The sequence below is a fragment of the Haemophilus sp. HMSC71H05 genome (assembly GCF_001838635.1).
GTDB classification, from domain to species: domain Bacteria; phylum Pseudomonadota; class Gammaproteobacteria; order Enterobacterales; family Pasteurellaceae; genus Haemophilus_D; species Haemophilus_D parainfluenzae_R.
The window spans coordinates 355,443-369,412 of sequence record NZ_KV838026.1 but is presented as its reverse complement, the minus strand read 5'-3'; the positions used below and the strand labels follow the sequence as shown (position 1 = coordinate 369,412).

The window sequence follows — 13,970 nt, the reverse complement described above, 5'->3', positions numbered from 1 at the left end:
GTTATTATAAACTAAAATTTAGCTGTTGGGAAGAATTATGTATAAACGTTTGCCTCCCTTGAATTCATTGAAGTCTTTCGAGTCTGCTGCACGACATTTAAGCTTCACAAAAGCGGCAGATGAACTTTTTGTGACACAAGCCGCAGTGAGCCATCAAATAAAATTATTAGAAGATTTTTTAGGTGTTGAGCTTTTTATTCGTAAAAATCGTTCACTCGAATTGACAGAATTTGGGAAAGCCTATTTTGTTGATATCAATAAAATCTTACGAAAATTAAATGAAGCGACTGAACGTTTATTAACACTTAAAGCTGAACCACATTTGGCAATTAGTGTGCCACAAACCTTTGGTATTCAATGGCTTGTGCCACATTTGAGTGATTTTAATAAACAATATCCTGAAATTGAAGTACGCTTGAAGGGCGTCGATCAAGATGAAGGTTTATTGAATAAAGAAATTGATATTGCCATTTATTATGGAAAAGGCGATTGGGAAAACTTACAAGTCGATCGTTTAGGCGAAGAAAACCTCGTGATTTTAGCGGCGCCTTCATTGCTTGAGAAAATTCCCGTTCGCCGTCCAGATGATTTGAAAAAGCACACGCTGATTCACACACATACTCGAGATAACTGGCAAGCGATGGCGGATTATCTCAAATTAGATGATTTGAATATTCAGCAAGGCCCGTTATTTAGCCACACCTTTATGGCATTGCAAGCAGCCGTTCATGGGCAGGGTATTGCGCTAGCAAATCGTATTTTGGCTCAGCAAGAAATTGAAAACGGTCATTTGCAAATTGTGTTACCAACCGAATTGCGGGATCCAAAATCATTCTATGTGGTCAATCATTTAGATCGTTTAGATGATGAACAAATTCAAGCCTTTAGAACATGGATTAAAGATTCAATTAAATTAGGAAAACATGAATAAATTAGCCTTATATTGTCGAATTGGCTTTGAAAAAGAAGTCGCTGCAGAAATTGCCGACCGAGCTTCTGAGCGTGGTGTATTTGGTTTTGCTCGCGTAGTAGAAAACAGCGGCTATGTTATTTTTGAATGTTATCAACCGGGTGATGCGGATCGTTTAGCGCGAGAAATCCCTTTTAATCGTTTGATTTTTGCGCGTCAAATGATTGTTGTTTCAGATTTCTTAGAAAATCTCGATCCTCAAGATCGTATCTCGCCAATTCAGGCTCAATATAAATGCATTGCAGAAGACATTAATCTTAAGCAAGCGGTAGAGCTATTTGTCGAAACAGCAGATACCAATGAAGCCAAAGAGCTTTCGACATTTTGCCGAAAATTTACTGTGCCGTTACGCCAAGCGTTGAAAAAACAAGGTTGGTTACAAGGTAAGGCGAACGCAAAGCGCGGTCAGATTCTACATTGTTTTTTCACTCAGCCGAATTGCTGCTATGTAGGGTATTCTTATCTTGGCAATAACTCTACCCATTTTATGGGGATACCACGTTTGAAATTCCCAGCGGATGCGCCAAGCCGTTCAACTTTAAAATTGGAAGAAGCGATTTTAACCTTTATTCCTCGAAATGAAGAAAGTAAACGTTTGAATGAAAATATGGTTGGCATCGATCTCGGTGCTTGCCCAGGCGGCTGGACTTATCAATTAGTGAAACGTGGTTTATTTGTGTATGCAGTTGATCACGGCAAAATGGCGGCGAGCTTACATGATACTGGCAGAATTGAGCACTGTCCGGAAGATGGATTTAAATTCCAACCACCAAAACGCAAGCATATTGATTGGCTTGTGTGTGATATGGTGGAGCAACCAAGTCGAATTGCGAATTTAATAGGAAAATGGTTGATTAACGGCTGGTGCCGAGAAACCATTTTCAACTTGAAATTGCCAATGAAAAAACGCTATCAAGAAGTGATGTTGTGCTTAGAAAATCTTGCGGTGATGTTGGCAGAAAAAGAACTGGAATTTGATATTCAGGCGAAGCATTTGTATCACGATCGTGAAGAGATTACGGTACATATTGCTTTAAAATAAAAAAGCAAAGTGCGGTCAAAAAACATGGAATTTTTTGACCGCACTTTTTATTTAAACCATTATTTATTCGCTAAAATCACTGCGCGAGTTGGGGCTTGATAGCCTTCGATGGTTTTACTGTGATCGTTTGGATCTAAGAAATCAATCAAACTTTCATTTTCTAACCAATCCGTTTTACGCTGTTCTTCTAATGTTGTGGTGGCAACATCCACACAACGCACATTTGTAAAGCCGACTTTTTCCAACCAATTAATGAGTGCGGCAACAGAAGGAATAAAATACACGTTCTTCATTTTTGCATAGCGATCTGATGGCACTAAGACTGTATTGGCATCACCATCAACCACTAAGGTTTCTAACACCAATTCGCCACCTTTTACTAATTGGTTTTTTAGCTGTGTGAGATGATCGAGCGGTGATTTACGATGATAAAGCACACCCATTGAGAATACGGTATCAAATGCCGCAAGTGGTTGCATTTCTTCAATACCTAATGGGATTAAGTTAGCTCGACGATCGTTATTTAGTAATTTTCGAACCGCTTCAAATTGGCAAAGGAAAAGCTCGGTAGGATCAATACCAACGACCATTTTTGCGCCTTCACCAACCATTCGCCACATATGGTAGCCGCTACCGCAGCCCACATCTAAAATGGTACGATCTTTTAATGGTGCAAGATGAGGCAAAACACGATCCCATTTGAAATCAGAACGCCATTCGCAATCCACGTGAATATCAAATAAATGATAAGGTCCTTTTCGCCACGGCATCAATTGCTTCAAATGATGGATAATGCGTTGTTTTTCGCCCTCTGAAAGTGGGGAAGTGCGGTCAGATTTCACTGCATTTTTTAAATCGATGGTATCTGCCTGCAAATCAGGAAGAAAGTCCACGATTTTTGACCATTTAGCATAATCACCATGGGTTTGTTTTTCCCATTCTTTTAGCTGCAAAGGTAATGTTTCTAGCCAAGCCGATAAATTGGTGGTGGCAATTTGTTGATAAAAAGGACGAAAATCAATCATTATTTTGCTTCCTTATAGGCTCTTTCTGCTTTTTCAAAGGTTTCTTTAACTTCATTTTCAGGTTCTGCAGAAAGGAGAGAAACTACAATAATTGCAAGGCTAGCAAGCGTAAAACCAGGGATCATTTCATAGACGTTAAACCATTCACTGGTTTCAGGAATCACCGATTTCCAAGCAAAGACAACCACTGCACCGACAACCATTCCCGCCATCGCCGCTGATGAAGTCATGCGTTTCCAGAATAAGGAGAAAAGCACAACAGGACCAAATGCAGAACCAAAGCCAGCCCAGGCAAATTCAACGAGTTTTAATACTTTGCTGTTTTCATCTTGTGCAATCCAAATCGCAATGCCCGCGATAACTAAAACCATTGCACGACCTAGCCAAACTAATTCTTTTTCAGAGGCTTTTGGACGAATAAACCCTTTATAAAAATCTTCAGTAATAGAGCTTGAAGAAATTAATAATTGAGCGGAAAGTGTACTCATTACTGCCGCCAAGATCGCAGAGAGTAGAATACCGGCAATCCATGGATTAAAGAGCAATTTAGCCAGTTCAATAAAGACTTGTTCTGGTTCATTATTTACCACACCAGCCACATTAGGGTTAGCAAAGAAATAAGGAATACCGAAGAAGCCAATACCAATCGCACCCGTGAGGCAAATCACCATCCATGTCATACTGATGCGGCGTGCTTTAATAAGAGATTTCACCGAGTAAGCAGCCATAAAACGAGCAAGGATATGCGGTTGACCAAAATAACCTAAGCCCCAAGCCGCTAAACTTAATAAACCTAATGGTGTAGTAGAACTAAATAAATCAGTAAAGTCTTTACTTGCGGCAATTTCCGCTTGATGTAGCACTTCCGTAAATTGTGATGTATCACCCAAACTTAAAAAGATGAATAACGGCGTTAAAATTAAGGCAAAAATCATCAATGTAGCTTGAATCGTATCCGTCCAACTTACCGCTAGAAATCCACCGATAAAGGTATAGACGATAGTCGCTAATGCGCCGTACCAAATGGCGGTGGAATAGTCGACTGAGAATAGGTTTTGGAATAATTTCGCCCCAGCAACCACACCGGAACCACAATAAATGGTGAAGAATACTAGGATGATTGTTGCAGACACAATTTTTAAGAGATTATGTGATGTGCCAAAGCGACGGTGGAAATATTCCGGTAATGTGAGAGCATTGTTGTTAAATTCGGTATAGATCCGTAAACGACCAGCCACGAGCAACCAGTTAAAATAAGCCCCTAGGATTAAACCAATGGCGATCCAACCTTCAACCAGGCCAGATACATACACCGCACCAGGCAAGCCCATTAATAACCAGCCGGACATATCAGATGCGCCTGCAGACATGGCTGTAACAAAACTTCCGAGTTTACGGCCGCCTAAAATATAATCGGATAAGTTGTTTGTATAATAATAGGCAAGGACACCGATTAAAATCATGCCGAAAATATAAATACTAAAAGTAATAAGTGTTGGGTCTAAACCAAACATTAAATACCCCAAAAAAAGTCATGAAAATTTGAGAAAGGTCATATTTTACCTTATTTGGGTCTATTATTCTATTTTCCTTTTCGATAGACTTATACCATTAAAACTAAGGTCGAAAAAATGGATTCTGTTGAATTATTAATGAATGTTACGCCAAATGAAACCCGCGTTGCGCTGGTGGAAACGGGTGTTTTAAAAGAGGTTCATATTGAACGTCAAGCCAAACGTGGCATCGTGGGGAATATTTATAAAGGGCGAGTAACCCGTGTTTTACCGGGGATGCAGTCCGCGTTTGTGGATATCGGTTTAGAAAAAGCCGCATTTTTGCATGCTTCCGATATTGTCTCACATACCGAGTGTGTTGATGTGAGCGAACAAAAGCAATTCCGAGCCAAAAGCATTTCTGAACTCGTACGCGAGGGGCAGGATATCGTGGTACAAGTGGTAAAAGATCCTTTGGGCACCAAAGGCGCAAGATTAACCACGGATATTACATTGCCTTCTCGTTATCTCGTCTTTATGCCAGAAAATAGCCATGTTGGTGTCTCACAACGTATTGAAAGCGAAGAAGAGCGAGCAAGATTAAAAGCGCTTGTTGAGCCTTTTTGTGATGAGTTAGGTGGCTTTATTATTCGTACTGCTACCGAAGGCGCAACGGAAGAAGAATTGCGCCAAGATGCGGAATTTTTAAAACGTTTATGGCGTAAAGTGCTTGAGCGTAAAGGCAAATACCCAACCCGTTCTAAAATTTATGGTGAACCCGCATTGCCGCAACGTATTTTGCGTGATTTTATCGGTGCTAATTTAGAGAAAATTCATATCGATTCCAAACTTTGTTTTAACGAGGTTAAAGAATTTACCGATGAATTTATGCCGGAATTAAGTGAAAAATTAATGCTTTATACGGGCAGTCAGCCGATTTTTGATATTTATGGTGTAGAACGTGGTATTCAAAATGCACTTGAAAAACGCGTGAATTTAAAATCAGGCGGCTATCTCATTATTGAACAAACCGAAGCTATGACAACTATTGATATCAATACGGGGGCTTTCGTTGGTCATCGAAATTTAGATGAAACGATTTTTAACACCAATATTGAAGCCACTAAAGCCATTGCGCAGCAGCTACAACTGCGTAATTTAGGCGGTATTATCATTATTGATTTTATTGATATGCAAACCGATGAGCATCGCAATCGCGTGATTGAATCCTTGGAGGAGGCGCTATCAAAAGATCGCGTAAAAACCAATGTAAATGGCTTTACTCAACTTGGCTTAGTGGAAATGACGCGTAAACGTACTCGAGAAAGTTTAGAACACGTTTTGTGTGATGAATGCCCAACTTGCCAAGGTCGAGGACGAGTGAAAACCGTCGAAACGGTATGCTATGAAATTATGCGTGAGATCATTCGCGTTAACCACTTATTCTCAAGTGAACAATTTGTGGTTTATGCGTCTCCAGCTGTAGCGGATTACTTAATCAAAGAAGAATCGCACGGTTTATTGCCAGAGATCGAAATGTTCATCAGCAAACAAGTTCAAGTCAAAACAGAGCAGTACTACAACCAAGAACAATTTGATGTGGTAGTGATGTAAAAGACAAAAGTGCGGTCAAACTCGACCGCACTTTTTATACTTAAACTTAGATAGAATATGACTGGCTCAAAGGTAATAGAATAATGAAATATGTTTTTGGATATTTTACTAGTATTCTTGTTTTTTCTTTGATTTATTTTGTGGCTATTTTTTATGTGCAATTTGATGCAGTAGTTAAGAACATAAATTATGTTCTTCTAGCAAAAGAGGCAATAGTAGCAAGTTTGAAACTTCATATCCTCATTCTTCCTATTATATTTTTAACGACTAAAAGAAAAATAAAATAGCACGGTGGAGCACTTTATATTGGAGTATGAAAGTACTCTATACAAATTATTTTTAATCTTTTCACATACTTCATGTTATTAGCTCATTAAAAATAAAAAAGTGCGGTCAAATTTGACCGCACTTTTTACTTTAACTACTTCAATCTTTCTAACTGTTGAATAATGGTTTCATCAGGTTGTGATTGGATTTTTCGCATCCGCATAAAGAGTAAAGCAGCGGCAATAGTTAAGGCAATGATAAACGCAACCCAGAAACCTTTTGCACCGATGCTTGGTACGATCCAATCAGTACGGGAAAGAACATAACCAACTGGAATACCCACGCCCCAATAGGCAAGTAATGTGATGTAGAGAATAATTTTAGTGTCTTTATAGCCACGTAAAATACCGCTCACGACGACTTGCACCGAATCTGAAAATTGATAAATCGCTGCCATCGCTAATAAGCTTCCTGAAAGGGCAATAACGGTAGCATTATCGCCTACAATTAATGCGGCAATCTCTGCACTAAATACCCAAATCACCAACGCCAATACACTTGCCGCAATCAAACCAAGAATAATAGCCGCGTGAGCCATAATTTTGGCTTTTTGCGGTGCATGATTACCTAGTTCTTGCGCCACTAAAATGGTGGCAGCCATGGCAATAGACATGGGGAACATAAAGGCTACGGCACTGGTGTTTAAGGCAATTTGGTGGCTGGCGACCACATCCGCACCTAATGGGGAAAGTAATAAACTACTTAACGCAAATAGTGAGACTTCACTGCACAGCGCAATCGCGATCGGCAAGCCAAGTGCGGTCAATTTTTTCAGAGTTTTGATGTCTGGTTTTTCAATAATCTTTTCAAAGACTTTCAAACTACGTTCATTATAGTTTTTGGCAGAGTAGGTAATCATTAAGATTGCCATTGCCCAGTTGACAATAGCTGTTGCCACACCACAACCGACACCGCCCAATGCAGGCGCACCAAATTTGCCGTAAATAAACATATAATTCAGCGGAATGTTCAGCATTAACCCCATGAAGGTTATTACCATGGCGGGTTTTGTTTTGGCAATGCCATCATTCAAACAGCGGAAATTAATCAGCAATAAATAGGCAGGCAAGCCCCACGCCATCGCACGCAAATAGTTCATCGTCACATCAGCCATGTGGGCATCCATATTCATAAACTGTAATATGAAATCATTATGATAGATGATCAGTGCAAGGGGAATCATCACTAAAAATGAAATCCAAAGACCTTGTCTTACTTGGTGAGCAATGCGATGGCGCTGCCCTGAACCATTTAAATAGGAAATTGTTGGTGGTAAGGCGAGTAATAAACCCTGTCCGAAAAGTACCAAAGGTAGCCAAATGGAGGCACCAATACCGACACCGCCTACATCAGCCGAGCTCACACGCCCCGCCATGATCACATCCACGGTGCCCATGCCAGTTTGAGCTAACTGGGCAAGCCCGATAGGTGTCGCAATTCGGATAAGTTTTTGAATATCAATACGGTATTGAGAAAAAAGACGAGAATTCATAAATTTTGCTATAATATTGGAAAAGTTTTTAATGAAGGAATAATAATGTTTACAGGTATTGTACAGGGCATCGCCCAAATTCATGCAATTAAAGACGGCGATAATTTTAGAACACAGATCGTAAAATTACCAGCTGAAATGCGAAAAGGCTTAGAAATCGGTGCATCCGTGGCGAATAATGGCGTGTGCTTAACAGTGACTGAAATTCACGACGATCTTGTCAGCTTTGACTTAATGCAGGAAACCTTGCGCATCACCAATCTCGGTAGCTTAAAAGCAGGGGATTTTGTGAATATTGAACGTGCAATGCAAATGGGTGCAGAGATTGGCGGACATATTTTATCGGGCCACGTTTATTGTACCGCAAGCGTTTCACAGATTATCGAAAGTGAAAACAATCGTCAGGTTTGGTTTAAATTACCTACTAAAGACGTGATGAAATATATACTCACCAAAGGATTTATCGCGATTGACGGCATCAGTCTTACTATTGGTGAAGTGAAAGACGATGAATTCTGCGTGAATTTAATCCCTGAAACCTTACATAGAACTCTGATTGGCAAACGCCAAATTGGCGATCTAGTGAATATCGAAATTGATCCACAAACACAAGCGATTGTGGATACAGTGGAACGATATTTAGCAGCTAAAGCTTAGTTGGAATGAAAAAAGTGCGGTAGAAAACGATGTTGTTTTTTACCGCACTTTTTGTAATAAGAGAAATTAAAACATATTTATAATGTAAACATTTTTTATAAAATTTTGGCAATTTAGAAGTTTTCGTGCATAATAAAAAGGCGGTGAGAACTCACCGCCAATTTTTCTTATTTTTTAAGTAATACAATAATGAGCTCCCATGTTGCCCTAGTTAATATGCTAGAGATAACACTCATTATAAATTTCTTAAAAGTTAATTTCATTTTATGACTCCTTATTATAGCTGTCATAAGTGAATTTCTCATTAAGCGAATGGTGGCCGCCATTCGCTTTCTACTTTCTGAAAAAATATTTCAGAAATCAAGGTAAAGATAAACATCTTTAAAATTGAATTCAATCACATTATTTTTTTACTTAAGTTATTGACAATAAATAAGTCATTTTAAATAAATTATTTTTTCTTGAATTGGTGTTTTTTTAACCTATATCTTTTTTGTAAAGATGTAGATTTACCAATATATGGAATACATAGCTGAGTTTTCAAAAATGTTGTATATATCCTTTTCTCTTTTACTGAGTTGAAATTTTTGCAAATAGGTATTTCTTAAACAAAAAAACGCTTAATAAAATTATTAAGCGTTTTTTTATTGACGAAAATTTATAAAATTTTGACCGTACTTTATAGGAAATTATTTAGCTTGTTTCTTCGCTTTTTTCCATTTCCAAAATAGGAATAGGGCTAGAATACCGATTAGGATATAAATCACGAGTTGGCCTTTTTTAATTTGCTCGTGTAACCAATCTAAGTTTTTCGCACCAAATTCACCAAGGTAAACCCAAATCGGTACAGAAATAATCGCAGCGCAGAAATCAATGAATACAAAGCGAGTGTAGCTGACGCGACGGGTAATGCCAGAAACCATATAAATTGGTGCGCGTAAACCAGGTAAGAAACGAGCAACAAATAATACGCGGTTGCCGTATTGGTCAAACTTTTCACGTACCATTTTGAGGCGTTCTAATGTGACGATTTTACGCATTGGACGAAAACGTAAGATGCGTGTACCGTAAATACGACCAAGCCAGTACATGGTTGAATCGCCGGCAAGTACGCCAATCATACTCACGACTAACATTAAGTGGGAATTGACGCTTTCAGGATAAAGACCAGCGATTACACCGCCGGAAACAAGCGTGATATCTTCTGGAATAGGTACACCAAAGCCACAAATAATCAGAACAAATAGCACCGCCCAATAACCGTAATCGGTAAAAAAGCTGATAAGAAATTCCATTTGAAACCCACTTACAATCAGTTAGTTAAAATTAATTAAAAATTGGGATTTATTTTAATCGCTTTGCCTTGAAAAGCCTAGAAAAAATTTGCTATGTAAATTTGCATTGTGGGGCTGAATATTTTATAATCCGTCGCTCTCAAAGTTTGTCTTTGAGCAAATTTAGGAAAATTGCTGGGTCGCCTGCAATTTTTTATTTTAAACTTTTAATCAAGAGAACATTAAAATGGCATTTAAATTTAACGCTGAAGTTCGTCAAGCGCAAGGTAAGGGTGCGAGCCGCCGCCTGCGTCACAACGGTCAAATCCCTGCAATCATTTATGGTGGCAGCGAAGCACCTGTTTCAATCATCTTAAATCACGATGAATTAAACAACGCACAAGCTCACGATTCTTTCTATAGCGATGTAATCACTTTAGTGGTTGAAGGTAAAGAAGTTGCAGTGAAAGTTCAAGCAATGCAACGTCACCCATTCAAACCAAAATTGGTTCACATTGACTTCAAAAGAGCATAATCCAGTATTTACGCTATCTAAAGTCAATTTTAATTCCGAAATATTTTGCTATTTTTAGATTTTAAAGTTTAATAAAATCAATGAGTTTCAAAAACGTTTCGGAACGTGATTTGTGACAAAAAAAGGCCCTTCATTTGAAGAGCCTTTTTTATTTGGTTGGATTGAGTGGTTTTTCTTTTCTGATGTAATGTTGAGTGGTTCGTGCAGAAGTATGTCCTAGCTGTTTTCTTGCACGTTCATCATCAATCATTAATGAAAGGTCTGTTGCCGCTTTAGCACGAAGATCTCTCAATTGCACTTGGTTGATCTCTTCTGCTAGTTCTTTATATTTTCTTGATGCCGCATTACGGGTATCTTTGAAATAATCAGTAAGCGATCTCCGCTCGAGTTTTCGCCCCCATTTATTCGTAAACAGGAACTGATTTTCTTCAGTGATCCGCTTGTCGATAATCTCTTTTAGTTTACCTATAACTTTAATAGCAACACGTTTACCTGTTTTTTGCTGTGTAATATGCAGTAAATCGTTGTAGATGTGCGAACTATGGATTTTTACCACGTCTATTGGACGTTGTCCGGTTAAATACATCACATCCATAATATCCTTCATATCCCCCGTGGCGCAGTCGTAGATTTTATCTAGGATATAATCTTCAATGTACACATCTCGGTAATTTACTTTGAATTTTTTAACCCCTGTTGATGGGCTGATCTTTTCAGTGTAACCCCATTCTCTCGCCATGCTCCAAATGTGGCCAAATAATCCAACTTCGATATTTGCGGTTGGTTTAACGTCTTTTCTCCAATCTAAATATTCACGGATGTGTATAGGCTCTATTTCATCAAGGGTAAATGGTGGATCTTGGAAGTATTGGCGCAATTTCTTTATTGCCTGAATGTTTGAGTTTCGAGTATTCTTCGCTTTTTTAAGCGGCACAACTTCTTTTTCATATCGTTCAAGCACTTCAATAAACAGAATATTGTCTTTCTTCGTTAGATACTGCATATTCAGCTTTGCAGCTTCCAGAATAGCAATGTGTTTATCTTTTCCTAACGCAACTTCTTTTTTATCGGCCATCGTGTAGTAGTAATACACCACGATTGATCCATCTGCTCTTTTTCGATTCCGGCATACTAAGCCTTGTGGCAATCCTTGATTAATTCGTTTTCTTGGACGTGCCATAATATCCCCCTTACTAACTTAATACTGCAGACCGCCTTCTTTCTTTTGTTTGTGTAATCTGCTGCACTTTCTCACCTTTCAAAATCTTGTCACCATCAGATCGTAACACAAGCGGGAATTTTCTATTTCCTTTTGGGTGAAGAAAAGGAATTCCGAATTCATTTAAGCTTTTCATCTGATATTTAGGACAAACATATCCAGTTATTAAAGCTAATAATTCTGGACTGCAGTATTCATCAAAAAATTCTCTTCCCATATTTACTCCAATAAAAAAACCGCCCATAAGAGCGGTTATTAATTATTCATCTTTCGGCGGTTCTGGAAGTGGTTGCCAACAGATAACCGATTCTAATGCAGGAAAAAATTTCCAGTTATTCTCATTATCTCTCAAACCTATAGTAATGATATTGCTGTTATACCACTTCCCATAAACTAAGACTCTTGCATAAACAGGCGGTAGTTTGTCGCTGCACTTAATCCATGCATTTTTGAGTTTATCTAACTCGTTTTCCGCACTAGATAATGCGTCATATAAAATAGCAATGCCATTCATTGCATCTTGATAGGCTAAAGATGGTGCAGTCATGTTTATTCCTTATTCAAATCTTCTTCCTTAACGAAAACTCCGTCAATCATTTTTCCTTTGCGGTCTTTTATCTGCTCGTAAGCGTGTTGAACGCAACCCCAGAAATCAAGGTTAGCCATTTTACTGATAAGGAAGAGATAATTAGATAGAGAGTTTACATCCCAATCATCAGGATAAGTTGATACATTTGCGAAATTACCTATTTTTGCAGCGGTTCGTAATAATGACTCATCCATGGAGCTTGCTCTAAAATGTCCAGTTGGTTCAAGTAAGTGTGATTGGTAGGCGTTGACTTCCGTCGATTCGTTGCGACATTGAGCATTTATGATTGTCAGCACCACAAAACAATCACCAATGCTGTCTTTAATTATATCCAAATTACCTTTCGCAACACCGCCACAAAGCTCTCCAAACTCCTCAAGCATCTTGAGTGTTTGCTTATTAATGCTTGAGCCTTTAATTAAATTTCTCTCTTCAGCCCACTGTTCTATTTTTTCGATCAATTCTTTTTCTTTCATATCACACCACCCAGCAGAAAGCTTTCCACGCAGCGCCAAAGAATAAACCAGCACACGCACCAATTAAAACAATGCCAACTAACAAAGTTATGAATAGTGACAGCCATATAATAAAATCTTTCATATTTACTCCATCATACCTTTCATAAAATGAATCCATTTTTTAGCATCTTCTTCTGTTAGATAGCATTGGCCGCCTTCAGAGAGAGATGTATCAAAATCGTCTTTTATACTAATTCTATGAAAAACTTCACTTCCAACGATATAGACATATTTTTCACCATCTTTCGGCTTAAACGGTTTAGGCAAATCTTCAATGCTAATCTTTGGCTCTTCCCACATTCCGATGATGTCGTCAGGGCTATCATCAATGCTCAAATCATAAACTCCGTCTAAAGTCCAACTTTCACTAGCATCATTAATATACCCTTCTTTTGTGAATGTCATACCTCTTAGCTTATAAACTACATCGCCTTCACCAGAATATTTATATTCATCAGGTATGCGATGAAAAATAATAGCTTTTCTTCCGTCTCGCAATAGTACTGGTTCACCTGCCAATGCTTTTTCTAAATCAAATTCTTTCATTTTCTTTCTCCTCAATTTTCATGAATAACATCCAATGCGTATTGTTAGCTTTTCCCGATTTATGCCCGAGAATTGGAGTTTTATTTAAGATTGAAATAATCTCACTAACAGGCACTTGAGTTTCATTCCACTTAAAAATAAGAGTTCCATAATCGTCCAGCACCCTCATACATTCCTGAAAGCCTTTTAATAACTGATTTTGCCAATCTTTATCTAATCGTCCATATTTCTTTACTATCCATGAATTATCACCACCTTGAATTAAATGGGGAGGATCAAATATAACGCACTTGAAAGATTTATCAGGGTACGGCATATGAGTGAAGTCATGGATTACATCAGGCGATACTTCTAAATGTCTAATTTTGTCACGATCCTTAAAGCTTAGTTTTTGTTTTCTTATATCTGCAAAAAGTACATTCGGATTATTCTTATCAAAGTAAAACATTCTACCGCCACAGCAAGCATCTAGAATTGGTTTCATCTAATCTCATTAAAACAAAAGGCGCTCACTTGGAACGCCTATTGGATTTGTTAAATATTTATTCACCACGGTTTGCAAATATCAGGCACTTCAATAACCATTATTTGCTCTGCTTTTATTCTTTTGTACTTAATCCAATATTGGACGATTTCCAATGCCTCCCCCTCGCTGACTGTTTCTCTAGT

The 13,970-nt window shown here is 38.3% G+C and carries 15 protein-coding genes; 5 read left to right on the top strand and 10 right to left on the bottom strand.

What is annotated here, in order from left to right:
• Window positions 1-37: 37 nt before the first annotated feature.
• Window positions 38-931: a transcriptional regulator GcvA gene (locus tag HMPREF3279_RS03195; RefSeq protein WP_070868054.1), complete on the top strand. Its 894-nt coding sequence runs from the start codon at window positions 38-40 to the stop codon at window positions 929-931.
• Window positions 924-2,012 carry a 23S rRNA (cytidine(2498)-2'-O)-methyltransferase RlmM gene (rlmM, locus tag HMPREF3279_RS03190; RefSeq protein WP_070868053.1) on the top strand — a complete coding sequence of 363 codons (1,089 nt, stop codon included), beginning with the start codon at window positions 924-926 and terminating at the stop codon, window positions 2,010-2,012. The genes HMPREF3279_RS03195 and rlmM overlap by 8 nt, the downstream gene beginning before the upstream one ends.
• Window positions 2,013-2,071: 59 nt before the next feature.
• On the opposite strand, the gene cmoB is transcribed toward rlmM, so the two are convergent.
• Entirely contained in the window at window positions 2,072-3,037 is a 966-nt protein-coding gene (gene cmoB, locus HMPREF3279_RS03185) for a tRNA 5-methoxyuridine(34)/uridine 5-oxyacetic acid(34) synthase CmoB (protein ID WP_014065579.1), read from the bottom strand.
• Entirely contained in the window at window positions 3,037-4,551 is a 1,515-nt protein-coding gene (gene putP / locus HMPREF3279_RS03180) for a sodium/proline symporter PutP (protein WP_070868052.1), read from the bottom strand. Before putP ends, cmoB begins: the two co-directional genes overlap by 1 nt.
• A gap of 117 nt (window positions 4,552-4,668) precedes the next feature.
• On the opposite strand from putP, the gene rng reads away from it, so the two are divergent.
• The gene (rng, locus tag HMPREF3279_RS03175) at window positions 4,669-6,144 is read left to right on the top strand and encodes a ribonuclease G (RefSeq protein ID WP_070868051.1); all 1,476 of its coding nucleotides are present in this window, start codon (window positions 4,669-4,671) and stop codon (window positions 6,142-6,144) included.
• Window positions 6,145-6,565: 421 nt separating this feature from the next.
• Here rng and HMPREF3279_RS03165 read toward each other — a convergent pair whose 3' ends face one another.
• Window positions 6,566-7,963, bottom strand: a complete 1,398-nt coding sequence (locus tag HMPREF3279_RS03165; protein ID WP_070868049.1) for an MATE family efflux transporter — start codon at window positions 7,961-7,963, stop codon at window positions 6,566-6,568.
• Between the two features lie 45 nt (window positions 7,964-8,008).
• Here HMPREF3279_RS03165 and HMPREF3279_RS03160 point away from each other — a divergent pair, with 45 nt between their 5' ends.
• The gene (locus HMPREF3279_RS03160) at window positions 8,009-8,620 is read left to right on the top strand and encodes a riboflavin synthase (RefSeq protein WP_070868048.1); all 612 of its coding nucleotides are present in this window, start codon (window positions 8,009-8,011) and stop codon (window positions 8,618-8,620) included.
• Window positions 8,621-9,309: 689 nt separating this feature from the next.
• Here the strand turns inward: HMPREF3279_RS03160 and HMPREF3279_RS03155 are convergent.
• Window positions 9,310-9,915: a DedA family protein gene (locus HMPREF3279_RS03155; RefSeq protein WP_070868047.1), complete on the bottom strand. Its 606-nt coding sequence runs from the start codon at window positions 9,913-9,915 to the stop codon at window positions 9,310-9,312.
• Between the two features lie 226 nt (window positions 9,916-10,141).
• On the opposite strand from HMPREF3279_RS03155, the gene rplY reads away from it, so the two are divergent.
• Window positions 10,142-10,429 carry a 50S ribosomal protein L25 gene (gene rplY / locus HMPREF3279_RS03150; RefSeq protein ID WP_005698823.1) on the top strand — a complete coding sequence of 96 codons (288 nt, stop codon included), beginning with the start codon at window positions 10,142-10,144 and terminating at the stop codon, window positions 10,427-10,429.
• A gap of 148 nt (window positions 10,430-10,577) precedes the next feature.
• On the opposite strand, the gene HMPREF3279_RS03145 is transcribed toward rplY, so the two are convergent.
• The 6 genes from HMPREF3279_RS03145 to HMPREF3279_RS03120 form a co-directional block, all read right to left on the bottom strand.
• Entirely contained in the window at window positions 10,578-11,609 is a 1,032-nt protein-coding gene (locus HMPREF3279_RS03145; protein ID WP_065243977.1) for a tyrosine-type recombinase/integrase, read from the bottom strand.
• Between the two features lie 13 nt (window positions 11,610-11,622).
• The gene (locus HMPREF3279_RS03140) at window positions 11,623-11,865 is read right to left on the bottom strand and encodes a hypothetical protein (protein WP_070868046.1); all 243 of its coding nucleotides are present in this window, start codon (window positions 11,863-11,865) and stop codon (window positions 11,623-11,625) included.
• 42 nt (window positions 11,866-11,907) lie between these two features.
• Window positions 11,908-12,195, bottom strand: a complete 288-nt coding sequence (locus HMPREF3279_RS03135; RefSeq protein WP_070868045.1) for a DUF551 domain-containing protein — start codon at window positions 12,193-12,195, stop codon at window positions 11,908-11,910.
• 2 nt (window positions 12,196-12,197) lie between these two features.
• Window positions 12,198-12,713 (bottom strand): MazG-like family protein, encoded by a 516-nt coding sequence (locus HMPREF3279_RS03130; protein WP_070868044.1) that lies wholly within the window; start codon window positions 12,711-12,713, stop codon window positions 12,198-12,200.
• A gap of 126 nt (window positions 12,714-12,839) precedes the next feature.
• Window positions 12,840-13,301, bottom strand: coding sequence for a hypothetical protein (locus tag HMPREF3279_RS03125; RefSeq protein WP_070868043.1), 462 nt, complete (start codon window positions 13,299-13,301; stop codon window positions 12,840-12,842).
• Entirely contained in the window at window positions 13,288-13,785 is a 498-nt protein-coding gene (locus tag HMPREF3279_RS03120) for a TRM11 family methyltransferase (protein WP_070868042.1), read from the bottom strand. The genes HMPREF3279_RS03125 and HMPREF3279_RS03120 overlap by 14 nt, the downstream gene beginning before the upstream one ends.
• Window positions 13,786-13,970 lie beyond the last annotated feature (185 nt).

Excerpts from the sequence above, each read along its gene's own strand:
- HMPREF3279_RS03195 (WP_070868054.1), top strand. The coding sequence starts at position 38 with ATGTATAAACGTTTGCCTCCCTTGAATTCATTGAAGTCTTTCGAGTCT.
- rlmM (WP_070868053.1), top strand. The coding sequence starts at position 924 with ATGAATAAATTAGCCTTATATTGTCGAATTGGCTTTGAAAAAGAAGTC.
- cmoB (WP_014065579.1), bottom strand. The coding sequence starts at position 3,037 with ATGATTGATTTTCGTCCTTTTTATCAACAAATTGCCACCACCAATTTA.
- putP (WP_070868052.1), bottom strand. The coding sequence starts at position 4,551 with ATGTTTGGTTTAGACCCAACACTTATTACTTTTAGTATTTATATTTTC.
- rng (WP_070868051.1), top strand. The coding sequence starts at position 4,669 with ATGGATTCTGTTGAATTATTAATGAATGTTACGCCAAATGAAACCCGC.
- HMPREF3279_RS03165 (WP_070868049.1), bottom strand. The coding sequence starts at position 7,963 with ATGAATTCTCGTCTTTTTTCTCAATACCGTATTGATATTCAAAAACTT.
- HMPREF3279_RS03160 (WP_070868048.1), top strand. The coding sequence starts at position 8,009 with ATGTTTACAGGTATTGTACAGGGCATCGCCCAAATTCATGCAATTAAA.
- HMPREF3279_RS03155 (WP_070868047.1), bottom strand. The coding sequence starts at position 9,915 with ATGGAATTTCTTATCAGCTTTTTTACCGATTACGGTTATTGGGCGGTG.
- rplY (WP_005698823.1), top strand. The coding sequence starts at position 10,142 with ATGGCATTTAAATTTAACGCTGAAGTTCGTCAAGCGCAAGGTAAGGGT.
- HMPREF3279_RS03145 (WP_065243977.1), bottom strand. The coding sequence starts at position 11,609 with ATGGCACGTCCAAGAAAACGAATTAATCAAGGATTGCCACAAGGCTTA.
- HMPREF3279_RS03140 (WP_070868046.1), bottom strand. The coding sequence starts at position 11,865 with ATGGGAAGAGAATTTTTTGATGAATACTGCAGTCCAGAATTATTAGCT.
- HMPREF3279_RS03135 (WP_070868045.1), bottom strand. The coding sequence starts at position 12,195 with ATGACTGCACCATCTTTAGCCTATCAAGATGCAATGAATGGCATTGCT.
- HMPREF3279_RS03130 (WP_070868044.1), bottom strand. The coding sequence starts at position 12,713 with ATGAAAGAAAAAGAATTGATCGAAAAAATAGAACAGTGGGCTGAAGAG.
- HMPREF3279_RS03125 (WP_070868043.1), bottom strand. The coding sequence starts at position 13,301 with ATGAAAGAATTTGATTTAGAAAAAGCATTGGCAGGTGAACCAGTACTA.
- HMPREF3279_RS03120 (WP_070868042.1), bottom strand. The coding sequence starts at position 13,785 with ATGAAACCAATTCTAGATGCTTGCTGTGGCGGTAGAATGTTTTACTTT.